Source organism: Peptoniphilus senegalensis JC140, assembly GCF_000321025.1.
Taxonomy (GTDB): Bacteria; Bacillota; Clostridia; order Tissierellales; family Peptoniphilaceae; genus Peptoniphilus_A; species Peptoniphilus_A senegalensis.
On record NZ_HE610717.1, the window covers coordinates 769,434 to 794,854 of the forward strand.

Annotated in this window: 20 protein-coding genes; all 20 read right to left on the bottom strand. The window is 32.7% G+C overall.

The genetic code is table 11. The features are described 5' to 3' along the window. The coding region (locus tag PTSHG_RS09180; RefSeq protein WP_026088877.1) for a GTP-binding protein at positions 1-333 on the bottom strand (333 nt) is incomplete at its 3' end. A gap of 18 nt (positions 334-351) precedes the next feature. After that, positions 352-2,427 carry an elongation factor G gene (gene fusA, locus PTSHG_RS03645; RefSeq protein WP_019107537.1) on the bottom strand — a complete coding sequence of 692 codons (2,076 nt, stop codon included), beginning with the start codon at positions 2,425-2,427 and terminating at the stop codon, positions 352-354. A 15-nt stretch (positions 2,428-2,442) separates the two neighbouring features. After that, a complete protein-coding gene (rpsG, locus tag PTSHG_RS03650; protein WP_019107538.1) occupies positions 2,443-2,913 on the bottom strand; it encodes a 30S ribosomal protein S7 in 471 nt (156 codons plus the stop codon). A gap of 92 nt (positions 2,914-3,005) precedes the next feature. Next, positions 3,006-3,419, bottom strand: a complete 414-nt coding sequence (gene rpsL, locus PTSHG_RS03655; protein ID WP_019107539.1) for a 30S ribosomal protein S12 — start codon at positions 3,417-3,419, stop codon at positions 3,006-3,008. 192 nt (positions 3,420-3,611) lie between these two features. Then, on the bottom strand, positions 3,612-4,220 hold the full coding sequence (locus PTSHG_RS03660) for a hypothetical protein (RefSeq protein WP_019107540.1): 609 nt from the start codon (positions 4,218-4,220) through the stop codon (positions 3,612-3,614). Then, positions 4,208-4,852 carry a FeoB-associated Cys-rich membrane protein gene (locus PTSHG_RS03665; protein ID WP_019107541.1) on the bottom strand — a complete coding sequence of 215 codons (645 nt, stop codon included), beginning with the start codon at positions 4,850-4,852 and terminating at the stop codon, positions 4,208-4,210. Before PTSHG_RS03665 ends, PTSHG_RS03660 begins: the two co-directional genes overlap by 13 nt. Positions 4,853-4,946: 94 nt before the next feature. Beyond that, complete coding sequence (locus tag PTSHG_RS03670; RefSeq protein ID WP_019107542.1) at positions 4,947-5,969, bottom strand: P1 family peptidase; 1,023 nt, start codon at positions 5,967-5,969, stop codon at positions 4,947-4,949. Positions 5,970-6,111: 142 nt separating this feature from the next. Continuing rightward, positions 6,112-9,702, bottom strand: coding sequence for a DNA-directed RNA polymerase subunit beta' (rpoC, locus tag PTSHG_RS03675; RefSeq protein ID WP_019107543.1), 3,591 nt, complete (start codon positions 9,700-9,702; stop codon positions 6,112-6,114). Between the two features lie 38 nt (positions 9,703-9,740). Continuing rightward, positions 9,741-13,484 (bottom strand): DNA-directed RNA polymerase subunit beta, encoded by a 3,744-nt coding sequence (gene rpoB / locus PTSHG_RS03680; RefSeq protein WP_019107544.1) that lies wholly within the window; start codon positions 13,482-13,484, stop codon positions 9,741-9,743. 154 nt (positions 13,485-13,638) lie between these two features. Then, the gene (locus tag PTSHG_RS03685) at positions 13,639-13,962 is read right to left on the bottom strand and encodes a DsrE family protein (protein WP_019107545.1); all 324 of its coding nucleotides are present in this window, start codon (positions 13,960-13,962) and stop codon (positions 13,639-13,641) included. Positions 13,963-14,035: 73 nt separating this feature from the next. Continuing rightward, positions 14,036-15,535 carry a murein biosynthesis integral membrane protein MurJ gene (gene murJ, locus PTSHG_RS03690; protein WP_026088831.1) on the bottom strand — a complete coding sequence of 500 codons (1,500 nt, stop codon included), beginning with the start codon at positions 15,533-15,535 and terminating at the stop codon, positions 14,036-14,038. A 94-nt stretch (positions 15,536-15,629) separates the two neighbouring features. Beyond that, positions 15,630-16,757: an ATP-binding protein gene (locus PTSHG_RS09185; RefSeq protein WP_019107547.1), complete on the bottom strand. Its 1,128-nt coding sequence runs from the start codon at positions 16,755-16,757 to the stop codon at positions 15,630-15,632. 535 nt (positions 16,758-17,292) lie between these two features. Next, on the bottom strand, positions 17,293-19,761 hold the full coding sequence (locus PTSHG_RS03705; RefSeq protein ID WP_019107549.1) for an ABC transporter permease: 2,469 nt from the start codon (positions 19,759-19,761) through the stop codon (positions 17,293-17,295). Then, positions 19,754-20,434: an ABC transporter ATP-binding protein gene (locus tag PTSHG_RS03710; protein ID WP_019107550.1), complete on the bottom strand. Its 681-nt coding sequence runs from the start codon at positions 20,432-20,434 to the stop codon at positions 19,754-19,756. Before PTSHG_RS03710 ends, PTSHG_RS03705 begins: the two co-directional genes overlap by 8 nt. A gap of 47 nt (positions 20,435-20,481) precedes the next feature. Then, the gene (locus PTSHG_RS03715; RefSeq protein WP_019107551.1) at positions 20,482-21,345 is read right to left on the bottom strand and encodes a sensor histidine kinase; all 864 of its coding nucleotides are present in this window, start codon (positions 21,343-21,345) and stop codon (positions 20,482-20,484) included. After that, positions 21,345-21,992 (bottom strand): response regulator transcription factor, encoded by a 648-nt coding sequence (locus tag PTSHG_RS03720; RefSeq protein WP_019107552.1) that lies wholly within the window; start codon positions 21,990-21,992, stop codon positions 21,345-21,347. The genes PTSHG_RS03715 and PTSHG_RS03720 overlap by 1 nt, the downstream gene beginning before the upstream one ends. A 155-nt stretch (positions 21,993-22,147) precedes the next feature. Next, entirely contained in the window at positions 22,148-23,023 is an 876-nt protein-coding gene (locus tag PTSHG_RS03725) for an AraC family transcriptional regulator (RefSeq protein WP_019107553.1), read from the bottom strand. A 129-nt stretch (positions 23,024-23,152) separates the two neighbouring features. Beyond that, positions 23,153-23,641, bottom strand: a complete 489-nt coding sequence (locus PTSHG_RS09190) for an FMN-binding protein (RefSeq protein ID WP_019107554.1) — start codon at positions 23,639-23,641, stop codon at positions 23,153-23,155. A 75-nt stretch (positions 23,642-23,716) separates the two neighbouring features. Beyond that, positions 23,717-24,130 carry a SixA phosphatase family protein gene (locus PTSHG_RS03735; RefSeq protein WP_019107555.1) on the bottom strand — a complete coding sequence of 138 codons (414 nt, stop codon included), beginning with the start codon at positions 24,128-24,130 and terminating at the stop codon, positions 23,717-23,719. Further along, on the bottom strand, positions 24,127-25,413 hold the full coding sequence (eno, locus tag PTSHG_RS03740; RefSeq protein ID WP_019107556.1) for a phosphopyruvate hydratase: 1,287 nt from the start codon (positions 25,411-25,413) through the stop codon (positions 24,127-24,129). The genes PTSHG_RS03735 and eno overlap by 4 nt, the downstream gene beginning before the upstream one ends. Between the last annotated feature and the right edge of the window lie 8 nt (positions 25,414-25,421).

A 25,421-nucleotide genomic window follows, 5' to 3' on the forward strand; every position in this document is an offset into this window, starting at 1 on the left:
GTCTGCTGCTGAACATACTAGGATTGCTCCATCCATTTGTGCTGCTCCTGTGATCATGTTCTTTACATAGTCAGCGTGTCCTGGGCAGTCTACGTGTGCGTAGTGTCTGTTTGGTGTTTCGTATTCTACGTGAGATGTTGAGATTGTGATTCCTCTTTCTCTTTCTTCTGGTGCTTTGTCAATGTTTGCGTAGTCTACGAATTCTCCGCTGCCGTATCTCTTGTTCATTACAAGTGTGATTGCTGCTGTAAGTGTTGTCTTACCGTGGTCTACGTGACCGATTGTTCCAATGTTTACGTGTGGTTTATTTCTTTCAAATTTTGCTTTAGCCATTATTAATCCTCCTAATTATTAGTTTTTCTTCTTATTTCCAACTACTTCTTCTGCTATTGATGCAGGTACTTCTTCGTAGTGATCAAATATCATTGAGTGGGTTGCTCTTCCTTGTGTATTTGAACGAAGGCTAGTTGCGTAACCAAACATTTCTGCTAGTGGTACATAAGCTGTAACGATTTGAGCTCCAGCTACAAGTTCCATACCTTCCATTCTTCCTCTTCTTGAGTTAATGTCTCCAATTACATCTCCCATGTATTCTTCAGGAGTTGTAACTTCAACTTTCATCATAGGTTCAAGAAGTACTGGGTCTGCTTTTGCAAGAGCATCTCTGACTGCCATAGAACCAGCAATCTTAAATGCCATTTCAGAAGAGTCGACTTCGTGGTAAGATCCATCGTAAAGAGTTACCTTAACATCAAGCACTTCGTATCCACCAATAATACCTGATTGAAGTGCTTCTTCAATACCTTGTTGTGTTGGTCCAATAAATTCCTTAGGAATTGCACCACCAACGATGGCATTTTCAAATACAAAGCCTGCACCTGGTTCGTTTGGTTCGATTCTAATCTTAGCGTGACCATATTGTCCACGACCACCTGATTGACGAGCGTATTTAGCTTCGCCTTCAGCATTCTTCTTAATACCTTCTCTATATGAAACTTGTGGGTTACCAATGTTGGCTTCAACTTTAAATTCTCTTAAAAGTCTATCAACAATGATATCAAGGTGAAGTTCACCCATTCCTGAGATAATTGTTTGACCAGTTTCATCATCAGTGTGTGTTCTGAAAGTTGGATCTTCTTCAGCAAGTTTTGCTAAAGCAAGAGCCATTTTATCTTGAGAAGCTTTAGTCTTTGGTTCAATTGCTACAGAGATAACTGGATCTGGGAATTCCATGTTTTCAAGAATAACAAGATTCTTTTCATCACAAAGAGTATCTCCAGTTGTAGTGTCTTTAAGACCTACAGCTGCTGCAATTTCGCCTGCACGGATTTCTTCAATTTCTTCTCTCTTGTTAGCGTGCATTTGAAGAATTCTTCCGATTCTTTCTCTCTTGCCCTTAGTTGAATTCATTACATAAGAACCTGCCTTTAAAACTCCAGAATAAACTCTAAAGTATGCAAGTTTACCAACATAAGGGTCAGTAACGATTTTAAATGCAAGTGCTGAGAAAGGTTCATCATCTGATGAGCGTCTATTAATTTCATTTCCATCCATATCTGTACCTTCAATAGCTGGTACATCAGTTGGAGATGGAAGATAATCAATTATTGCATCAAGAAGAAGTTGAACTCCCTTATTCTTATAAGAAGAACCACAAGATACTGGAGTGATTTGTACTGCAAGAGTACCCTTTCTTATAGCTTTTTTAAGAAGTTCTTTGTCGATTTCTTCGCCTTCAAGATAAGCCATCATTAAATCTTCATCAAATTCTGAAGCTTTTTCAATTAATTTATCTCTATATTCATTTGCCTTGTCTAAATATTCTTCAGGAACATCAATAATTTCGATTTCCTTACCAAGTTCATCTTTATAAATTTCTGCTTTCATTTCAACAAGGTCAATCATTCCAATGAAAGTATCTTCTGCTCCCATTGGGATTTGAATTGGAATTGGGTTACCATGTAATTTCTTGTCAATAGTGTCAACTGATCTAAAGAAATCAGCACCAGTAACGTCCATCTTGTTAATATGTGCAATTCTTGGAACGTGATATTTATCTGCTTGTCTCCAAACAGTTTCAGATTGAGGTTCTACACCACTTTTTGCATCAAAAAGTGCAACAGCACCATCAAGTACTCTTAGAGATCTTTCAACTTCAACTGTAAAGTCAACGTGTCCCGGAGTATCGATAATATTAAGTCTGTAGCCCTTCCAGTGTGCAGTAGTAGCTGCAGAAGTAATTGTGATACCTCTTTCTTGTTCTTGTTCCATCCAGTCCATTTGTGCTGCCCCTTCGTGAGTTTCACCGATTTTGTGAATCTTACCAGCGTAGAAAAGAATACGTTCAGTAGTAGTAGTCTTTCCAGCATCAATATGGGCCATAATACCAATATTTCTATATTTCTCTAATGGTATTTCGCGAGCCATAAATTCCTCCCCTTATTACCATCTATAGTGAGCAAAGGCTTTGTTAGCTTCTGCTGTTCTATGCATTTCATCTTTTCTCTTAACGCTTCCGCCTAGTCCGTTAGATGCATCAAGGATTTCTTTTGCAAGTCTTTCGTCCATTGTCTTTTCGCCTCTAGCTCTTGCATATTTAACTAACCATCTAAGTCCTAGTGTTTGGCGTCTTTCCGGTCTAACTTCCATTGGAACTTGGTAAGTAGCACCGCCTATTCTTCTTCCCTTTACTTCAAGTACAGGCATTACATTGTTAAGTGCCTTGTAAAATACTTCAAGTGCGTCTTCTCCAGTTTGTTCTGCAATTGTTTCAAGTGCTCCATAAACAATTCTTTGAGCAGTACCTTTTTTACCGTCAAGCATAACATTGTTTATAAGCTTAGTGATAACTACATCAGCATACATTGGATCAGCCATAACTTCACGTTTTTGGATATGTCCTTTTCTTGGCATAACTTCCCTCCTTAACTATTTTTCAGTCGATTCATTGGTACTCAGGTTGAGCCCGTAAGCCAAAAATCTATAAATTCTCATAAAAAATTCTATCAATTTTTAGGTTTCTTAGTACCATATTTAGATCTAGCTTGCTTTCTGTCTGTAACTCCAGCTGTATCAAGAGTACCTCTTACAATATGGTATCTAACACCTGGTAAATCCTTAACTCTTCCACCACGGATTAAAACAACACTGTGTTCTTGTAGGTTGTGTCCGATTCCTGGAATGTAAGCCATAACTTCGTAGCCATTTGTCAAACGAACTCTGGCAACTTTTCTAAGAGCTGAATTCGGTTTTTTAGGTGTTACTGTTCTTACTGCAACACATACTCCTCTTTTTTGTGGAGAATTAACTTCAGTTTCAACTTTTTTAAGTGTGTCATAGTTTACATCAAGAGCTGGTGATTTAGATTTACTGTGAATTTTCTTTCTACCATTTCTTACTAATTGGTTAATTGTAGGCATTAATTGCACCTCCTGTTTTAATAATAGTATCAGACATTTCAAAGACTACCCAGTCTTAGGTAGTCTTTCCGTCTCAAATACTCATCAATTTTATCATTACAAAGCCATTAAGTCAACAAAAAATATGAGAAATTAGCGAATTCCTCATATTTTTTAAAATAATCTTTAGTTTTTTGAAATTTTTACTAAAATTTACAATAATCTACCAAGGTAAAAATCAAATCTATTGATATTTATGAAGTCATAGATTGTAAATCCTGTAAAAAATAATACATATAAAATTTGTAAAATTACAAAAGTTTTTCTGTAAGAGTCCTTTTCTACAAAAATTTTTGAAAGTAGTTTTTTTGACAAATAGTAGCTAAGCCATAAGATAACTAGCACAAAGCATGACAAAACTATTAAAAATTCATTTTTTGCGAAGTAACTCACTTTATGACCATCTTCAAGGGTCATAAAAAATATTAGTTGATAAATTATAAGAATGCCTTGAACAATAATTGTTGTTATCTTATAAAGTCTTAGGTCGTCTTTGTACTTATTTTTCAAAATATCTTCTGTGTAAGTTCTGTAAACAAAATATACCACAAGACCAAAAACTGCTAAATATATATATGGCTTATTTTGACTAAAAACAATGCCAATCCAAAAAGACATCATTGTAAAAACATATATGTAGTTTTCCACTATAGCGCTACTTTCAGTTTCTATTCCCCTATTTTCTTTATATCTATAAGTTAATGGAATTATTGACGAAATAAGTATGGCTGGTATAAAAAATAATAAAATTAATGATTCCATAATTCCTCCACTGATATTTCTTTATGATTTTCTCTTTTTACATAAAAATCAAAGCGACTTGTATTTTTTATGTTATAGGCACTTCCTAAGGCGAGTACTAAAAGCAAAATAATTTCTGAAATAATAAAAGCTCTTCTCCAAATATCCTTTTCAAATAAAATATTTTTTAAAACTCTCATATCTAAAATAATTTTAAGGTAGGATAAAAAAAGAGTTGAAATTATTAAAATTTTTTGAAACTCAATTTTGCTATATCCAAAAATAGTATCCCAATCTTTCAATTCTAAAAAACTAAAGCTTGCAAATACTATAGAAGATATTGAAATAAATAAAATCTTCCACTTAGGCTCATTTTTATTTTCCAATAACTTCTTTCCCCTTTTGCTATCTGTGTAAAATGTATAAATAGCCCAAACTACAAAATAAACCAAGATGCTGACAATAATTATCATCCCAATATTTTGATAAACTTTAAAATAATATTGTAAGATTAAAAAGTTGCCCATTAAGAAAGAATATATTATGTCATTCTTAGAATCTTTTTCTTCTTTCTTATCTCTTCTTATGTAACTAAAAGTGGCTAAGGCTGACGTAAAAATTGCTACTAACAAATATATTGTTGAATCACTCATTAAATCCTCTCCCACAATCTTTCCTTAATAAATCAAAACTTTTGCTTCTTAATTCATTATAGCACCTCATAAAAGTTTAAAGAAGTTAAAAAAATTAAAAATCAATGCCCAGATTTTTTAAATTATCTTCAAGAGAAAAAATTTTTTTACCATCTTTACTTATTTCTGACTTTAAATAAATTAGAGAATTAATAATGGATTCTTCCACTGATTCTGCTGCAGCTCTAAAAACATCATCTAATAAATCTTCTTTTAAAAGCCTTATATCTTCAAAGGAATTATTTTTTATTTTATTTGCAGTGGAAAAGGCAAGGGCAATATCTCCAGACCCATGTCCCAAGAAAGACCCAACATTTCCAAGACCTATAGTAGATCTCTTGGCAATTCTCTTTAACTGCCTTGCACTTAGGGGTATGTCCGTTGCAATTATTATAATGATTGAACCCTTATCTTTTTCTTCCTTTTTCTCTTTGGACTTTAAATACATTTGGCGACCAATCTCCCTATTTTCTATCTTTAAATCTTTTATCTTTCCAAAATTTGAAAGGACTAGGCTTCCAAGTGTATAATTCTTACCATTAATTTCAATAATTCTTGATGATGATCCAATTCCACCCTTTAAGTTAAAGGAAATCATACCAGTTCCAGCTCCTACAGAACCTGATTTGAAATCTCTTGAAACATTATTAATTGCTTCAAGTACATTTTTTTCTTTGATATGAAGTCCTCTCATATCATTAATAACTCCATCGTTACATTCAGTAACAATTATATTTGGAGCACCAGACTTGTCGCCCACATCAGGATACTTATCAATCATCCACTTCATAGATGAATTTAAAACTTCCCCTAGGCTCATGGTGTTAGTCATAAAAATTGGAGACTCAAGAGTGCCAAGTTCATCAAGCTGGATTAAACCCAGGCTTTTTCCATAGCCATTAATTATGTAAGATGCTCCAATTAGTTTTTCATTAAAAATATCGCCATCATGAGGCATGATACATGTGACACCAGTTTTTATTTTGCCATTTTTAATTGTAGAGTGACCAACTCTCACGCCCTTAACATCTGTTATTTTATTTAAAGGTCCCTTTTTGCTATCAGTAAAAATTTTCAAATTATCACTCCTTGTAAATAAATTATATCAGATAAATTTTTTTATTTTGCTTTCTATTCTTTTTAAAAATTTTTGGCAAAAAAAAGTAGGCTGACTAATCAACCTACTTAAAATTTATTTTTTATGAATATATTTTTTTAATTTACTCTTCTTCTGCTAAAGTTTCAAGTTCAACTTTTACATCATCTTGTGTTATTACTTCTGAGTCTTCAAGGATATTGTAATCTTCTTTTAGGCTTTCGTCGATTCCAATTTGTACCTTGGAATTTATACGAGCGCCTGTACCTGCTGGTATAAGTTGTCCGATTATAATATTTTCCTTTAAGCCTTCAAGCATATCTTCTTTTCCCTTTATAGCTGCATCTGTAAGAACTCTTGTAGTTTCTTGGAAAGATGCTGCTGATAAGAAGGAGTCTGTTGCAAGTGATGCTTTTGTAATTCCAAGAAGATTTACCTTTGCAGTAGCAGGTTCTTTGCCTTCTTCTATTGCAATCTTATTTGCTTCTTTATAGTCAACTACATTTACAAGTGCACCCGGAAGTAAATCTGTGTCTCCTGCATCTTCGATTTTACACTTTGATAGCATTTGTCTAACTATTATTTCAATGTGCTTGTCGTTGATGTCTACCCCTTGAAGTCTGTAAACTCTTTGAACTTCCTTAACAATGTATTCTTGTACACCTTTTTCGCCTTTTACACGAAGTAAATCTTGTGGATATACAGAACCTTGTGTAAGTTCATCTCCAGCCTCAACTTCATCGCCTTGTTTAACTTTTAGTCTTGAGCCATAGACGATGTTGTAAGAGTCAACTGTTCCATCTTCTGCTGTAATAAGAACTTCTCTCTTCTTATTTGTTTCTTTTATGTCGACAATACCGCCTCGTTCTGCAATTACTGCAAGTCCCTTTGGCTTTCTTGCTTCGAAAAGTTCTTCAACTCTTGGAAGACCTTGTGTAATATCTGCTGCTGCAGCTACACCACCAGTGTGGAAAGTTCTCATTGTAAGTTGTGTACCCGGTTCCCCAATTGATTGAGCTGCAATTACACCAACTGCTTCTCCAATTCCAATTTGTGAGCCTGTTGCAAGGTTTCTACCATAGCAGTGTGCACAAACTCCATTTTTAGTTTTACATCCAAGGACTGATCTTACTTTTACTTCTTTTATACCAAGTGATTCAATTAGGACTGCATCATCATCAGAAATAAATTCATTTGCCTTTACAATAATTTCTCCACTTTCTGGATTAACTATATCTTCGAAAGAATATCTTCCTTCAATTCTGTCAGCAAGAGATTCAATTAATTCTTTACCATCTTTAAAGGCTCTTGCTACTAAATATTCATCAGTTCCACAGTCTTCTTCAGAAACAATTACTTGTTGTGAAACGTCTACAAGTCTTCTTGTCAAATATCCAGAGTCGGCAGTTCTTAGTGCTGTATCGGCAAGTCCCTTTCTAGAACCATGGGCTGACATATAAAATTCAAGTACAGAAAGGCCTTCTCTAAAGTTTGAAGTGATTGGAACTTCGATTGTTCTACCTGAAGGCGATGCCATAAGTCCACGCATACCTGCAAGTTGTCTGATTTGGTTCTTTGAACCTCTGGCTCCTGAATCTGCCATGATGTAGATGTTGTTTAGGGCATCAAAGCCGTCCATTACATCGTCAGTTAAGTCATCAGTTGCCTTATTCCAAATTTCAATTACTTTTTCATATCTTTCTTCGTCAGATATAAGACCTCTTCTAAAGGCTTTTTCATATTTAGCAACTTCTTTTTCTGCATTAGCTAAAATTTCTGGCTTAGTGTCAGGAATCTCAACGTCACCCATTGAAATAGATACAGCTCCAATAGTTGAGTAGTGATATCCTGTAGCCTTGATGTTGTCAAGTAGCTCTGCAGTTTTTATATTTCCATGTTTTTTGTAAGTCTTTTCAATTATTTTTCCAAGAAGTTTTTTGTCTACAACCTGGTCTATTTCAAGAGAATATTTGTCTTCATCTCTATTTACAAAGCCTAAGTCTTGTGGGATAAATTCATTTACAATAAATCTACCAACAGTTGATGGGACAATTTTACCTCTCTTGTCATTTTCATCAGCATATCTTCTAACAGCTACATGAGATTGTAGGTGCAAAAATCCTGATTGATAAGCATGGAACATTTCATCAAAGTTTCTATAAATTGAACCATCGCCCTTTAATTTATCTTTTCTATCTAAAGTTAAATAATATGAACCAAGAACCATATCTTGAGTAGGAGTAGTAATTGGTTTACCATCCTTTAGTGCCAAGATATTATTTGTTGAAAGCATTAGTAGTCTTGCTTCAGCTTGTGCTTCTGTTGATAGTGGCAAATGGACAGCCATTTGGTCTCCGTCAAAGTCGGCATTATATGCTGTACAAGAAAGCGGATGAAGCTTAATAGCTTTGCCTTCTACTAGGACTGGTTCAAAGGCTTGAATACCAAGTCTGTGAAGTGTCGGTGCACGGTTAAGAAGAACTGGATGATCCTTAATAACATCTTCAAGTACGTCCCAAACTTCGTCTTTTCCTCTTTCCACCATTCTCTTTGCAGACTTAATGTTATAAGTTAAATCTCTTTTTACAAGTTCTCTCATTACGAAAGGCTTGAAAAGTTCAAGAGCCATATTTTTTGGAAGTCCACATTGGTAGAATTTAAGCTCTGGTCCAACTACTATTACAGAACGACCAGAGTAATCAACTCTCTTACCAAGTAGGTTTTGACGGAAACGACCTTGTTTACCCTTTAACATTTCTGATAGAGATTTAAGTGGTCTGTTTCCCGGTCCAGTTACAGGTCTTCCACGTCTTCCGTTGTCAATAAGAGCATCAACAGATTCTTGTAACATTCTCTTTTCATTTCTAACTATGATGTCTGGAGCATTGATGTCCATTAACTTTTTAAGTCTGTTGTTTCTATTTACAATTCTTCTATATAAATCATTTAAGTCACTTGTTGCAAATCTTCCACCATCAAGTTGTACCATAGGTCTTAAATCTGGTGGAATTACTGGGATTGCATCAAGTATCATCCATTCAGGTTTGTTATCTGATTGGATGAAGGCATCTATTACTTCAAGTCTTCTTGTAATTCTAATTTTCTTTTGTCCAGTTGCATCTTGAAGTTCTTCTTGAAGCTCGTCATTTTCCTTTTGTAGGTCAACTTTTTGAAGAAGATCTCTAATAGCTTCTGCACCCATCTTTGCAGTAAACTTGTCGCCATATTCTTTTTTGAACTCTCTATATTCAATTTCTGAAAGAAGTTGTTTTTCATAAAGAGTTGTTTCGCCTGGTTCAACATAAGTTACAACATAAGATGCAAAGTATAAAACTTTTTCAAGAGCTCTAGGGCTCATGTCTAGCACAAGACCCATTCTTGAAGGTATGCCCTTAAAATACCAAATATGTGATACTGGAGCAGCAAGTTCAATATGACCCATTCTTTCACGACGAACCTTAGCCTTTGTGACTTCAACGCCACATTTTTCGCATACTACTCCCTTGTATCTTACTCTTTTATATTTTCCACAGGAACATTCCCAATCCTTAGTTGGTCCAAATATTTTTTCACAAAATAGACCTTCCTTTTCAGGTTTTAATGTCCTGTAATTTATAGTTTCCGGTTTTTTTACTTCGCCATAAGACCAAGATCTAATCTTTTCTGGTGAAGCAAGTCCAATTTTTATTGAATGGAATAATTCATGTTCGCTCAAGGAGCACTTCTCCTTTCCTATTAATTAAAAATAACTAATTAATCTTCAGATTCATCGGATTCATCAAAATCGTCTTCTTCATCTTCATCTTCATCTTCATAGAAGTGACTGTTTTCAAAAGACTCAACTTCATCATTTGAAATTGTTCTGATGCCAATATTTGCAGTTCCTGTGTGTTCAATAAGTTCCTTTATATCATCTTCTGATTCAGTGTTTTTATCGTCAATGTTGTCAATCTTAGTTAGTTCATCCTCGTCAACTTCAAGATCAACTTCATTTCCATTTTCATCTAGCACTTGAATTTCAAGAGCAAGTGATTGTAATTCCTTTATTAAAACTTTAAAGGATTCAGGAACTCCTGGTTGCGGAATATTTTCTCCCTTAACTATTGCTTCATAAGTCTTAACACGACCAACTATATCGTCAGATTTAACAGTAAGCATTTCTTGTAAAGTATGGCTGGCACCATAAGCTTCAAGTGCCCAAACTTCCATTTCCCCAAATCTTTGTCCACCAAATTGTGCCTTACCTCCAAGAGGTTGTTGTGTAACAAGTGAGTAAGGTCCAGTAGAACGAGCGTGGATTTTTTCATCAACTAAATGGTGAAGTTTCAACATATACATATAACCAACAGTTACAGGGTGGTCAAATTCTTCTCCAGTTCTACCATCTCTTAGTTGAATCTTTCCATCTCTTGAGTATCCAGCTTCTTCAAGTGTATCAAAGATGTCGCCTTCGTTAGCACCATCAAATACTGGAGTGGCAACATGCCATCCAAGTTTTTTTGCAGCAAGTCCCAAGTGAACTTCAAGAACTTGTCCAAGATTCATACGAGAAGGAACCCCTAGTGGGTTAAGAACAATTTGGATAGGTGTACCATCTGGCATGTAAGGCATATCTTCCTTAGGCATTACCCTAGAAATAACCCCTTTGTTACCGTGACGTCCACACATCTTGTCTCCAACTTGAATCTTTCTCTTTGTAGCAACAAAAACTCTTACCATTTCATTTACACCTGGTTGAAGTTCGTCGCCATCTGATCTATTAAAAGTCTTTACATCGACAACAATACCATGTTCCCCATGAGGAAGTCTTAGGGATGTGTCTCTTACCTCTCTGGCTTTCTCGCCAAAGATTGAGCGAAGTAGTCTTTCTTCTGCAGAAAGCTCAGTTTCTCCCTTTGGAGTTACCTTTCCAACAAGAATATCTCCTGGCTTAACTTCTGCACCAATTCTAATAATTCCTCTGCTGTCAAGGTCTTTTAACATGTCTTCGCCAACATTTGGAATATCTCTAGTTATTTCTTCAGGTCCAAGTTTTGTATCTCTAGCTTCAGATTCATATTCTTCGATGTGAAGTGAAGTTAATACATCGTCAATTACAAGTTCTTGGCTTACAAGCATGGCATCTTCATAGTTGTATCCTTCCCAGTTCATAAAGGCTATTAGGATATTTTTGCCAAGAGCCATTTCGCCTTGGTCTGTACTTGGTCCATCGGCAATAATTTCTCCTGCTTCTACGGAGTCGCCTGCATTTACAATAGGTCTTTGGTTAATTGTAGTGCCTTGGTTGCCGCCCATGAATTTGTGCAATTTATAAGTGTCAATGCCCTTATTAAATTCTCTTTCGATTTCAATGTGAACGGCATCAACTTTTTTAACAGTTCCCTTGTTCTTAGAAACTATTACAACACCTGAGTCCTTAGCAGCTCTATATTCAATACCAGTTCCAACAACTGGAGCTTCAGTTTTTAATAGAGGCACTGCTTGACGCTGCATGTTTGCACCCATTAGGGCTCTGTTGGCATCGTCATTTTCCAAGAAAGGTATCATAGAAGTACCAACTGCAACAATTTGTTGAGGTGATACGTCCATGTAGTTTACATCTTTAATATCAAATATATCGGCATTACCGCCATGACCTCTGGCTGCAATCCTGTCTTCAACAAATTTATTATTTTCATCAAGCCTTTCGTCAGCTTGTGCAATGATTTGTTCGTACTCAACATCGGCTGTTAGATAATCTATTTGATCAGTTACAACTCCGTCAACAACTTTTCTATATGGAGTCTCGATAAATCCATAATCATTAATTCTTGCGTAAGTTGTAAGTGATGTTATAAGTCCAATGTTTGGACCTTCTGGTGTCTCAATAGGACACATTCTTCCATAGTGTGAGTTATGGACGTCACGCACTTCAAATCCAGCTCTATCTCTGCTTAACCCACCAGGTCCAAGTGCAGATAACCTTCTCTTGTGTGTTAATTCTGATAGAGGATTGTTTTGGTCCATAAATTGTGAAAGTTGTGAAGAACCAAAAAATTCTTTTATAGCAGCTGTCACAGGTCTAATATTTATAAGTGATTGTGGTGTAGTTGCATCGGCATCTTGGACTGTCATTCTTTCACGAATAACTCTTTCCATTCTTGAAATACCAATTCTAAATTGATTTTGAAGAAGTTCTCCAACGGATCTAATTCTTCTGTTTCCCAAGTGGTCGATATCGTCAACTGAACCAACATTATTCATAAGTCCAAATTCATAATTAATACCGGCGATAATATCGTCAATTAAAATATGTTTTGGAGAAAGTTCTCTATGAGCCTTTACAAGTTCTTCCTTGAATTTTTCTGTATCTTCAGAAAATTCTTCGTAAAGTTCATCGAAAAGTGGTCTATAAACTTTTTCTTTAAAGCCAAGCTCTTCCATATCAAAGTCAAGTTCGTAAGCATCAACAAAAGTAAAGTTGTTTCCTATTACTATTGTCTTATCTGTTGCGTGTTCATAATTTTCATCAGTCTTTATAAGAACTTGATTAACTCCAGCTGCTTCAATTTTTTCAGCCTTTGCTCTAGTTAGAAGTTCTCCTTCTTCAGCTAAAATTTCGCCAGTCATAGGGTCAATTATATCTTCTGCAGGAATATTATTTTCTATTCTTGCACTGATTCCTAACTTTTTATTGAATTTATATCTTCCAACTTTTGCAAGGTCATATCTTCTGTCATCGAAAAACATATTTTCAAAAAGTGATTGTGCTGAATCAATTGTTGGTGGTTCCCCTGGTCTTAACTTTTTATAAATTTCTAGTAAAGCTTCATTTTTATTAGTAGTAATATCTTTTTCTAATGTCTTTAAAAGTGCTTCACTTTCGCCAAGAACATCAATTATTTCTTGGTTGGATTCAACTCCCAATGCTCTTAAAAGAACAGTGATAGGAAGTTTTCTAGTTCTATCAATTCTTACATTGATTACGCCCTGAGCATCAGTTTCAAATTCAAGCCAAGCTCCTCTATTTGGAATAAGAGTCGCCGAATAGATTTTCTTACCTGTCTTATCTCTCTCTTCTTTGTAATATGCTCCTGGACTTCTTACAAGTTGTGAAACAACTACACGTTCTGCTCCGTTAATTACAAAAGTACCAGTTGGTGTCATAAGAGGAAGGTCGCCCATAAAGACTTCTTGTTCCTTTACTTCCCCAGTTTCACTGTTGATAAGCCTTACCTTTGCCTTTAATGGCGCAGAGTAATTAGTATCCCTCTGTTTTGATTCGTCAATATCATATTTAATCTCGTCAGATAAATAATAATCGACAAATTCCAAAATTAAATTTCCAGAGTAATCCTCGATAGGAGATACATCATCAAATACTTCCTTTAACCCTTCTTCAATTAACCATTTGTATGAAGAAGTCTGCACGTCAAGGAGATTTGGTAGTGACATAACTTCGTCTACACGAGAAAAACTCATTCTCTCACGTTTCCCATATTTAACAGGATGTACCATTAATTTTCTCACCCTAGCCTTTCAAATGAGTGTCTCCAATTAGAGTACAAATCACCACTCTAATTATTATTATGCAAATATGTATTTTATCATTTTATATGGCAACTTTCAAGCCTTAAAGCAAAAAAAATCCTGCCTTTTGGCAGAATCTTTTTTAAAGTCTAATATAAGCGTAACCTTCGTTTTGGAGTTTTACTATTTTTGTTATAACTAAGTCTTCCACTTTGATGCTATGAGGTAGCAATTCCTTTGAAAGTCTATTTTCTACCAAAGCTTTCTTTCCAATTGTAATATTTACTTTTGGATTTCCAATAACTCCTTCGAAATCAACTCCAGAGTACCTGTTAAAAAGTGCAGCAGCCTTAGCCATAGCAATTATTTCAACTTGTATATCATCGAAAGTGTCTAATAAATCTCTAACATTTGAAATTACAGCAGACCATTTATCTTCTTCAACTACGTGAAAAATTACCTTCATATTCATCACTCCTTTATTAAGTAATATTTTACACTATTAAAGAGTAAAATAAAAGGTAATTTTCCCTATTTTGCTATTTCTTAAATATGAACTTTTTAATCTCACTTATCTCGTCAACTCTAAATACAATAAGTAAAATCAAGTATATAGCACCTGCAATAATTATAGAAATTAATAGAGATAAATTTATTCCAAAGCTTTTAGTTAATATATTGTAGAAAATTTTTGAACAAAAAGCCATGACAACTGATGAAATAGTAATTTTTATGACATTTGTAAAAAGTTTTTTGTTAAATACATTGCCAATTAATTTAATAGATGGAAGGTAAAGTGCTATAGCCCCAACTATAAAGGATATAGAAGTCGCAAGGGCAATTCCCCTTATTCCCATTACTTTTGAAAGTAAAAGGGCAAGAATGATATTAATTGCTACTATTAAAACAGAATTTATAACTGGAGTTTTGTTATCTCCAAGAGAATAAAAAACTCTGGATATAACTTCACGAACTCCAATTCCAATTACACCAAAGGCAAAGAAAGATAATACTGTAGCAGTAATCTTTGCATCATCAACAGAAAATTCTCCGCCAACAAAAAGTAGATTTACAATTGGAAAGGAATAAATATAAAGTCCAAAGGCAGCCGGCACAACTAGAAGTAGCATATTTGAAAGACCTTCTGAAAGTGCAGTTTTTAAATTTACATAATCTTTCTTTGAGCCAAAATTTGCGAGCTTAGGATAAGTAGCTGTTATTATTGATGTGACAACTATTCCTGTTACAAAACTTTGGAGTTTGTAGGCATAATTTAAAATTGAAATTCCTCCCGCATAAGCTCCCGATGCAATGGATCTAGAAATCATAAAGTTAATTTCAATTGCAGAAGTGGAAATTAAAATTGGAAGAATAGAAATAAACATCGCTTTCATATCTTCATTAAAATCAATTTTTAAACTGTGCTTGTAGCCAAGTTTTTTAATTGGCATTATAAAAATAGCATATTGCAAAACAAAGGCAACTAAAATTCCTATGGCAAGATAATTTATGCCAAGATTTCTTGATATTGCCATGGCTCCAATTAAAATTACATTCATTAGAATTGAGTGAAGCACAGAAATAATAAATCTCTCGTGAATTTGAAGGTATGCCTTATAAATTGAGCTAACAGCAGTAACTGCAATGGAGAGCATGGCAACTCTTGATACAAATACAGCAGTTTCAAGCTTTTCTCCTTCAAAACCTTCAGCCATTAATTTTACAAGAGGTCTTGCGAAAATAATAGAAATAATAGTAACAAGAACAAATACAAGTAAAATAACATTAGAAAGATTAGCCGTAAATAAATCAGCTTTTTTCTTGTCTTCCCTTTCTTCAATTTTATCGTACATTGGTATGTAACCATTGGCAACAGCACCACTAATGACATTGGTAAAAGTCATAGGAAGTTGAAAGGCAATTAGAAAAATATCTGCAACCATGCCAACTCCAAAAAAGTAAGCAAGTGCCTTCTCTCTCAAAAGTCCAAAGATTTTTGAGACAATTGTAATAAGCATTAATATATATGAAGTCTTCATCATTTCTCCTTTAAATAAAAAACTTGGGTCTAACCCCAAGTAATTATATATTTTTCTAATTTTATTTACAAGTTTCTCAAGTCTATTAAAAAAATCATTTCTCACTTTCGAGCAAAAAATCAATGATATTTTTGTGAACAATTCCCCTTTGTGAAAAATCAAGTTTATCCATTGAAAGAACATATTTCGGATAATTATCTTTAATCAAATCATAAACTCCAAATTCTCTATCTCTAGTTTCTTCATTTTCCATTAAATAGGCAATTTGAAAATAAGAAATATCTTCGCCTTTTTTTGCAACAAAATCTATTTCTCTATCTTTGACTTTTCCAATTTTTACGCTGTATCCTCGTGACAAAAGTTCAATGTAAACAATATTTTCCAAAGTTTTTTCAATATCTTTAACATTAGAAAATCCCATAGACTGTCTAAAACCATGATCCGTCAAATAATATTTTTCATCAACTTTTAAAATCTTTTTGCCTCCTAAATCGTATCTTGGAACTTTCTTCAATACAAAGGCTTTGTTGCAATATTCCAAATAATTTAATACAGTATCAACAGAAATATTTCTATTTTCACTCTTCAAGTAATTTCTTATGGCACTAGCAGAAAAAGTCGCACCAATATTTTGCATGGCAAAGCTTAAAATTCTATTAAAAATATCCACATCTCTTATATTATTGTAATTTAAAACATCTTTTACAAGCACGGTGTTATAAATGTCATTCAAATATTTTTGTGAAACTTCTTCGTTGAGATTAAAATATTTTAAACCAGGCATTCCGCCAATTTTTATAAATTTTTGAAATAATTCCTCTTCGCTTAAATTTGAGTTTTTATAAATTTCTGAAAATTCATCAAAAGTAAAGGGTTGAATTTCAAATTCTACATATCTACCAGCAAGAAGTGTGGATAAGTCGCCAGAGATTAGTTTTGAATTAGAGCCAGTGATGTAAATATCAGAATTAAGACTAACTCTAAGTCCATTTATTACCCTCTCCCAATCCTTAACAAGTTGAATTTCATCAAATAAAAAATAAACTTTTCCCTTTTTGTTCTTCAATTTTTTATCTAAATAATCTTTTAATAAATCTGCATTATTAATATCAAAAAATTCAAGGGATTCAAAATTCATATAAATTTTATTTTCGACAGGCACATCCTTTAAAACATCATCTCTAATAATATTTAAAATTGTAGATTTTCCAACACGCCTCATTCCAGTTAAAATTTTTACTATTGGCTTATCAATAAATTTTTTTATTTTTTTATGTACTTGGCTCTAAAAATATATTTCATTCAAACCCCTCCTTTAGTTTCGATTATACTCGAAATAAAAATATTTTTCAACTTACATTCGACTATACTCGAAATAATTTTATTATTTTTTATTTATTTATAATATAGTCGAAGCCGTAAAAATTTATTAAATAAAAAAGTGATGCTAAGAATAAAATTAATTATCCCTAACATCACTTAAAATAAATTATATTAAACTGTTAATAAACATGAAGAGTGGAAATATTATAATTAATAAAAAATTTAATACTCCAAAGAAAACTGACTTTTCTTTTACTGCAAATACAAGACCAATAATGCCAATAACCCTTAAGATTGATAAACTGGTAAGACCTATTGGTCTTAAATTTGTAAACTCAGCAAAAAAATCTACCGGTAGTAAATATAAAATTATAAAAAACCAAAACTCCTGCGATAAATAAATACTTGCTAAGGCTTTTTTTCATGACTACCTCCTAGTCAAATCCTCTTATCAAATCAATTGGATCAATCTTTAAAATATTTTTTAAAGATAAATTGTAGATTAGTATATTTATACCATAAATCAAAATGGAAAAAGCAATAAAATACTTATATTCAAAATAGGATAATAAAATTTTCATATCCATAGTTGGCGAAATTTTTGCAATTATAAATAAAGCAGCTAAACTTACTATTAAAACTATTGCCAGAGATTTTATTTCTTCTAAGATAAAATCTCTTGTGTACTTATATTTTAGTTCTTCCTCATCTATTCCACAAGACATTAAAGAACCAATTTCTTTTTTTCTTGCCATTAAACTTAAATTAATAGAAGAATATCCATTAGTTACATTTAAAATAAAAATTATACTTGCAATAGAAATTATCATAATCCCAAAAGTTTTTACATCTTTCATGCGATTTGCTTCTACATCTTTGCTTGTAGTTAAATTATAGGTTTCATTATAGGCAATGGATGTATCTAATTTTTCTTTAATTTCATTCTTTATATCTTCCAACTTACTTTCATCAACTTGCATTGAAAGTTCATAGGTGTTTCTTTTCAATTCATTATTGTTTTTTAAATAGTACTTATTCCATTCATCTAGGAGTTTAAAATATGTGTCAAAGTCGACATATAAATACACGTTGAAGGGTAGTCTTCTTTGCCTAAAGTCCTTTGTGTCATCGATTAATTTATCTACTTTGATTGAATAATTGTAATCTTTTTTCTCTGTTATAGAGTAATTTAAACTATTTATGTTTTTAAAATATTTTGTTGTTTCTGATCCATCAATAGGTGCATTTGGATTGACTTGGACCCTATTTAATAGCAAAGCCTCTCCCTTTTTACCACCGATTTTTTCAAATGTTTGGTCATCTAAAGCCGTTATAATTCCATCGAGATAAAAATCTTCGCCATTATCGTAATATTTTCGCATTTTTTCGTCTAAATTAAGAGACCTAAACTCATCTGAATAATTTTTATCCTTACTAAGGGAAATATATTTTTCAGTTGAAAGGAAGGCTCTGTGATTTTCTGTAGTCTTCATTATATCCTTTAAGACATTTGGAACTTCAGCTTCATTTGAATGAATTAGTATATTAATATTCGTATTGTAAGTGTAAGTATTCTTCACCCTATTGTACTTTGCCATAGAAAAAACTATCAAAAAAATTGATACAATTATCATTCCAATTGCAGAAATATATCTCTGAGAAGAAATAGTTTTTAAATTATTTATCTTTAATTCCTTCCAAATATCTTTATTCCTTTTTAGTTTTATATTTTTGTCACTAAAGTTGCCCTTTATACCATCAATTATATTTATCTTTGCGATTTTTTTAGCTGGAGCAAATATTGATATGAAAATTATAAAAAAGCAAATTAATAAAACTACAAGTGAAAGGCTTGGCGAAAATTCTATATACTTGTACTTTTCCTCTTCCTCTACAATCCTTTGAATACCAAGATTGAGGAGGTTGATTCCCCCATATCCGAAAACATGTCCTAAAACTATTGGTAGAAGCGAAATTTTTAATCCATCTTTTAAAAGCAATTTATAAATTTGATAATCTGTTGAACCAATGGACTTGTACATTGAAATTTCTCTTATCTTTCTTAGACCCCAAACTGTAAAAATATTTTTTACAAAAAATATAAAAATGAGGATTGTAGCAAATATTAAAATAGAGTCTACAATTATCTGCCTATTTTGTTGTAAAAGACTTCCATCAACATTATAGTAATCTTTCATTATCTCGCTAAATGCAAGTTCTACTTTATCTTTATTCAAGGCAGATGCAAGATCTTTTTCTAAATTATCTTTATTATTGTAGGCTTTTCTAAAATTATCAAATCTTACAAAGCTATTGGTTTTTTGACCCTTTCCTATGACAGTAGAAGCATAAAAAATCTTCATATTTTCATTGTAAAGATTTCTTGTGAGACCACTTATTACATATTCTTTGCTATCTTTTCTTATAAATTCCTCATCTTTAGTAACACTTGAAACTGCTTTTATTTGTTTTCCATCAACCAATCTATTTCCAAATTCTACTTCAATCTTATCCCCAATTTTTAAATTTTCTTTTTTTGCAAGACTTTTTGGTATGGTAATTTCATTATCTTTTGCAGCAAAGCTTCCCTCTTTTAATATACTATCTTCTAACATCTTGTTAAAACCCTGGTCTATGTAATTTACCACTAAGACATTCTGAGATATCTTGGCTGAATTATTTTCTACAGCAACTTCTCCTACTTCTTTAATGTTTTTTATTTCTTTTAATTTGCTTGAGTCACCAGAGACTGTATCGACCTTGACTTTGGCATCATAAATTGATCTGTTCCTAAAATATTCATAATTAAACTTATTATTTACATATCCAATGTAAAGGCAAAATGTAAAGAAAATTGCAGTTATAAAAAGTGAAAGTGAGATTGAGAGATTCTTCCTATTCATTCTTATCATCTCCCACTACTTTTCCATCCACTATTGTTATTACTCTTTCTGCTTCTAGAGCTATAGACTCATCATGGGTGATTACAATAATTGTCTGTTTTAAAGTCCTATTAAAATATTTTAAAATTTCAATTATTTCTCTTGAATTTTCTCTGTCTAAGTTTCCTGTTGGCTCATCAGCAAGTACAAGGGACGGAGAATAGATAAGACTCCTTGCTATGGCAACCCTTTGTTGCTGACCACCTGATAGTTCACTTGGAAAAGAATCTAACTTATTTTCTATGCCAAGTTTTCTAACAATATCTAATAGGACTTCATCATTGATTTTTCTCTTATCAAGCTTTAGGGGCAGCTCAATGTTATGCCTAACTGTTAAGTTTGGGATTAAATTATAAAATTGATAAATTAATCCTACTTTTCTTCTCCTAAAGAAAGCTAATTCTTTTGATGAATATTTTGAGATGTCATTGCCGTCTATAAATATTTTTCCAGAACTTGGATTGTCCACACCACCTAACAAGTGAAGAAGCGTTGACTTGCCTGATCCACTTGGTCCAACAATTGCAATAAATTCTCCTTTTTCTATTTTTAAATTAACATCATCAATTGCTCTTACAAGATTTTCTCCACTTCCATAAGTTTTTGATAAATTTTCAGTTCTAACAATTTCCATATGTACCTCCCTCTATTTGTCTCAATAATAAAAGGTTAAAATGACTTTTAAGTGACATTGTAAAATTTAATTTTAAAAATCGCACCATCTTTGCCATTTTTTACAGATATATCTCCATTGTTCGCCTCAACAATTGATTTTGCCATAGCTAGTCCAATGCCAAATCCCTTAGAGTCAGGACTCTTATAAAATCTTTCAAATATTTTTTTGAAGTTCTCTTCTTTAATACCTCCACCGTCATCTTCAATTATTATCTCTGTGTAAATCGGATTTTTATTTGTAGAAATTTTAATTTTTGTAAGTCTATCAAGGCTTAAGGCATTCTTAATAATATTTATTAGGGCTTCAGAGGTCCAATAGTAATCGACTTTTATCTCATAATCCTCGTAGTCACAAATAACTTTTACCTTTTTCTCATCAATAGATTTCCTTAAAATATCCAAAACATAGTCAAGTATCTCTGAAATCAAAACTTTTCTCTTCTCCATCTTATCTATATTTGCATCAAGACTAGATAGCTTTAATAAAATATCAGCAAGAGAGTTAAGCCTTTCAAGTTGAAGCTCAAGTCTTTCAATTTCTTTTTTATTGTCCTCATCCTTATCGATCATCTCCAAATCAAAAAACATTGAAGTAATTGGAGTCTTTATTTGATGGGCAATATCTTCTAAGTTTTGAATTTGTTTTTTTGAATTTATCTCAAGGCTTTCTCTCGCCTCAACAAGTTCTATAAAAATTTTATAAATTTTATCTTCAAGGATTGAAAAGTCATCTTGCACCATGGGAATCGAATAATTTTTTTCTCCCAGCCTATCTATAAGTTCTTCCAATTCTTCAATTCTTTTCTTTTGTCTTTTCTTTAAAAAATAATATAGAGCAAATAAACTCACAAAGTAAAATAAATAAATCATCAGTCCATCCTATAACCTATTCCACGAATTGTCTTAATAATGTCTCTGTCACTTTTATCTCTTATTCTTTTAACAGTAGCAGTAAGTGTATTATCGTTGACAAACTTCTCTCGCCTATCCCAAAATCTCTCTAGTAAAAATTCTCTAGTAAAAATTCTATTGGGATTATTTATAAATAATTTCATTACTTGAAATTCCTGTGAAGTCAAATCTAATCTTTTATTTTTATAATAAAAGTTTCCTTCCTTATTATTTAAAGTTAGGTCCTTAAAGCTAATAAAATCATCTTTAACGAGAGCAGTTCTAAGGGTTTTATCGATTCTCGCTCTTAGGATCGAAAGCTTAAAGGGTTTTGTAATATAATCATCAGCTCCATTATCTAAAGCTCTCACGATAAATTTCTCATCATTTTTCACTGTTGTGATTATGACACGGATATTATTGTTTCTCAAAATTTTTAATAAGTTAATTCCATCAATATCAGGCAAATTTATATCAAGAATCGCCAAGTCAAAATAATTATTTATTTTATTTATTGCCTCTTTATAAGATTTACAAATTTCCACATCAAAATTATTTGCAGACAAATATTTATAAATTTGATTTGATAAAATTTCATCGTCTTCTATTAAAATTATTTTTTTCATTTAATCACCTAACACAATCTTATAAACAAATTTTATCATAATTTATAAATTTTAAAAAATTTCTAATTACTTTAATAGATTTTTAAATTTTAGTCAACAAAAATGCCCTTATAAGTAATGTTTCATTATAAGGACAAAGAAAAAAAACTATTAAATTATTTTTCATTTACTGCAATCCAAATCTCACACTCATAATTTGGATTTAAAATATCATCTGAATAATAAACTTCAAACTCTACATTAGACGCATATTCATATTGTGTGCTCTGTGGAAAAAATTCTGTGACAATCCTTTTGTAAGTTTCTATAAAAGCATCGGGCATCTTACCCTTACTTGTAAAAACTGCATAAGTATTTTTTGGTATAGTGACAATTTCAAAATTTTCATCAACTTTTCTACCATCATATTCAACACCTATTCCATAAGAAAAATTATCCGATACTAGCTCAGATGTAAAACAAATGCCAAGTAAACCATTCATAGCAGAATTTTGTGGGATATATGAAACTAACTTATTTAGACTTCCATCTTGTGAACACTCCTTCCACATTTCATTAATTTCTTCACTTCCACTTCCCGACATAGGCTTTTCAACTTTTTTTCTTTTACAAACAATTTGAAAAGAATCTCTTTTTTCAATTCTGTAATTCATCTTGCTACCTCCTGTTAGAATTAACTTTACAGATAAGGGAGTAAAAATTTTTACATTTCCACTTTTCTTGGCTTCCTTTGGAGAAATTCCATGAAATTTTGTAAATGCACGAGAAAAACTTTCTGGCGATTCATATCCATATTTTAAGGCAATATCTATAATTTTTGCATTTCCCTTTGAAAGTTCTTCGCCTGCAAGAGAAAGTCTCCTCATTCGAATATAATCTCCAAGAGAAAAGCCACATAGAATACTAAACACTCTTTGAAAATGGAAAGATGAAGAATACGCTCTTTTTGCAACTTTTTCAAAATCAATATTATCTCTTATATTTTCTTCAACATAATCAATGGCAGCTTGTATTCCTTGTATCCAATTCATTCTCTCACTCCCTTTCTGAAATAGAGTTTAACAAAAATAAAATTACATTTCTTGATTGTTCATGCTATGATATGCTATGAAATAAAAAGCACCGACATCTGTCAGTGCTTTGTTTCAAAATTATTTTATTTATTTTGCTTGATTGATTGCATCCTTTGCTGCTTCTACGAATTGGTTGTATGATTGAGTTGCGCCAGTTACTGCTTCTACTTCTTCAACTGAACCCTTTTCTGTAAGTTCTTTTCCATATCCTTGTGAAGCTTCAAGTGTCATTTGTGCAGTCTTGTGTCCTTCTTCTCCAGCTTCTTTACCATATTCTTCGCCCTTTTCAGTACCATCTTTTTGAAGGTTTTTAACTACAGTGTCAGAAATTTTTCCGTCAGCAACTGTAATTGTTACTTCAATATGTCCGCCGTAATCGTCATCAGATGATTTTCCTGTGTAAGTTCCGTCTTTAAGAGCTACTGCTTCTTCATTTGTTTTAGCATTGTTAGTTGCTTCTACTTGTTTGTTGTTTTCCTTTGGAGCATTTTCTTCTGCCTTGTTTTTTGCTCCGCCACATCCAACAAGTGTTAGTGATAGAAGTGCAACTGATGCCATAGTAATTTTCTTATTCATAATTTTCCTCCTAATAATTATTCTTATATTAAATATTTATCAAATAATAACTATATTTTCAAATATTCTTTAATCTTAACTCAAAAAATCCTTTGGAGCAATTTCAACTAAATTTATGCTTCCCCTTGAAATAATTTTCATCTCGCCTGTTAGTTGATAAATCCAATTTGATATAAAAGGTTCATGAGATACAAAAATATAATTTTCATTTTCATCTAAAGTTTTTAATATGTCTTTTATCCTAGCTCCGGCAAGATAGTCTTTAATCTCATATTTTGAGTCCAGATGTTTTGCCAAAATCTCTGCAGTTTCCTTTGCCCTCTCAAGAGGCGATGAATAGATTTTAAAACTTCTTTTGTCCTTTAAATTATTTGCAAAAGCTGTAAAAGAAACTTCTAATTTTCTTTTGCCAAGAGTTGTTAGCTTTCTCTTGAAGTCATCATCTGCATAAATTTCTGCCTCGCCGTGTCTTATAAAATAAATTTTCATTTTAAATTGAAGAAAGCATCAAATCCAGGATAAATTGCAAGGTCGCCTAGTTCATCTTCTATGCGAAGAAGTTCATTATATTTTGCAACTCTTTCAGATCTTGCTGGTGCTCCAGTTTTAATAAAGCCTGCATTAGTTGCAACAGCTAAATCAGCAATTGTTGAGTCTTCACTTTCTCCTGACCTGTGAGAAATAATTGCTGTATAATTATGTCTCTTTGCAAGTTCAATTGCATCAAGGGTTTCTGTAATTGTTCCAATTTGATTTAATTTTATTAAAATTGAATTTGCAGATTTCTTTTCAATTCCTTCTTGAAGTCTCTTAGTGTTTGTAACGAAAAAGTCGTCACCAACTAATTGAACCTTGTCGCCAATAAGTTCTGTCAAGTGCTTCCAACCTTCCCAATCGTCTTCTGCAAGTCCATCTTCTATTGAATAAATTGGATATTCATTTACAAGTTCTTGATAGAATTTTGAAAGTTCTTCTGATGTAAATTCACGACCTTCTCCTGCAAGGACATATTTTTTCTTATCCCCATCATAAAATTCTGAAGCTGCTGCATCAATTGCAAGGACAATGTCCTTACCTGGTTCATAACCTGCTACCTTTACAGCTTCAAGTATGCAGTCGAAGGCTTTTTTATTAGATTCAAGATTTGGTGCAAAGCCACCTTCGTCGCCAACTCCAGTTGAAAGCCCCTTGTCCTTTAAAACTTTTTTAAGGGCGTGATAAACTTCTGCGCCCATTCTTAGTGCCTCTTTAAAAGTTTCTGCTCCAATTGGCATAATCATAAATTCTTGGATATCCACATTGTTGTCAGCGTGTTCGCCACCATTTATTATATTCATCATTGGAATTGGCAAAGTCTTTCCATTTACTCCACCAAGGTATTGGTAAAGTGGAAGTCCTGCTTCATTGGCTGCAGCTCTTGCAACTGCAAGAGAAACTCCAAGGATTGCGTTAGCACCAAGTTCTCCCTTGTTTTCTGTGCCATCAAGTCCTATTAGCATTTTGTCAATGCCAAGTTGGTCAAAGACATCAAAGCAAATTAATTCTTCTGCAATTTTTTCATTTACATTATTAACTGCCTTTTCAACGCCCTTGCCATTATATCTTTCTTCTCCGTCGCGAAGTTCAACAGCTTCGTGCACACCAGTTGATGCCCCACTTGGCACAATAGCAGAACCAAAGCCACCATTAACTGTGCCAACTTCTACTTCAACTGTTGGATTTCCCCTTGAATCAAGAACTTCTCTCGCATAAACGTAATCAATTAAACTCATAATTCCTC

Coding starts and splice junctions, on each gene's coding strand:
- murJ (WP_026088831.1), bottom strand. CDS start 15,535: ATGAAGACTTCATATATATTAATGCTTATTACAATTGTCTCAAAAATC.
- eno (WP_019107556.1), bottom strand. CDS start 25,413: ATGAGTTTAATTGATTACGTTTATGCGAGAGAAGTTCTTGATTCAAGG.
- PTSHG_RS03685 (WP_019107545.1), bottom strand. CDS start 13,962: ATGAAGGTAATTTTTCACGTAGTTGAAGAAGATAAATGGTCTGCTGTA.
- PTSHG_RS03665 (WP_019107541.1), bottom strand. CDS start 4,852: ATGAGTGATTCAACAATATATTTGTTAGTAGCAATTTTTACGTCAGCC.
- PTSHG_RS03735 (WP_019107555.1), bottom strand. CDS start 24,130: ATGAAAATTTATTTTATAAGACACGGCGAGGCAGAAATTTATGCAGAT.
- fusA (WP_019107537.1), bottom strand. CDS start 2,427: ATGGCTCGCGAAATACCATTAGAGAAATATAGAAATATTGGTATTATG.
- PTSHG_RS03660 (WP_019107540.1), bottom strand. CDS start 4,220: ATGGAATCATTAATTTTATTATTTTTTATACCAGCCATACTTATTTCG.
- PTSHG_RS03715 (WP_019107551.1), bottom strand. CDS start 21,345: ATGATTTATTTATTTTACTTTGTGAGTTTATTTGCTCTATATTATTTT.
- rpoB (WP_019107544.1), bottom strand. CDS start 13,484: ATGGTACATCCTGTTAAATATGGGAAACGTGAGAGAATGAGTTTTTCT.
- PTSHG_RS03710 (WP_019107550.1), bottom strand. CDS start 20,434: ATGGAAATTGTTAGAACTGAAAATTTATCAAAAACTTATGGAAGTGGA.
- PTSHG_RS09190 (WP_019107554.1), bottom strand. CDS start 23,641: ATGAATAAGAAAATTACTATGGCATCAGTTGCACTTCTATCACTAACA.
- PTSHG_RS09185 (WP_019107547.1), bottom strand. CDS start 16,757: ATGAGGCGTGTTGGAAAATCTACAATTTTAAATATTATTAGAGATGAT.
- rpsL (WP_019107539.1), bottom strand. CDS start 3,419: ATGCCTACAATTAACCAATTAGTAAGAAATGGTAGAAAGAAAATTCAC.
- PTSHG_RS03720 (WP_019107552.1), bottom strand. CDS start 21,992: ATGAAAAAAATAATTTTAATAGAAGACGATGAAATTTTATCAAATCAA.
- rpsG (WP_019107538.1), bottom strand. CDS start 2,913: ATGCCAAGAAAAGGACATATCCAAAAACGTGAAGTTATGGCTGATCCA.
- PTSHG_RS03725 (WP_019107553.1), bottom strand. CDS start 23,023: ATGAATTGGATACAAGGAATACAAGCTGCCATTGATTATGTTGAAGAA.
- PTSHG_RS03705 (WP_019107549.1), bottom strand. CDS start 19,761: ATGAATAGGAAGAATCTCTCAATCTCACTTTCACTTTTTATAACTGCA.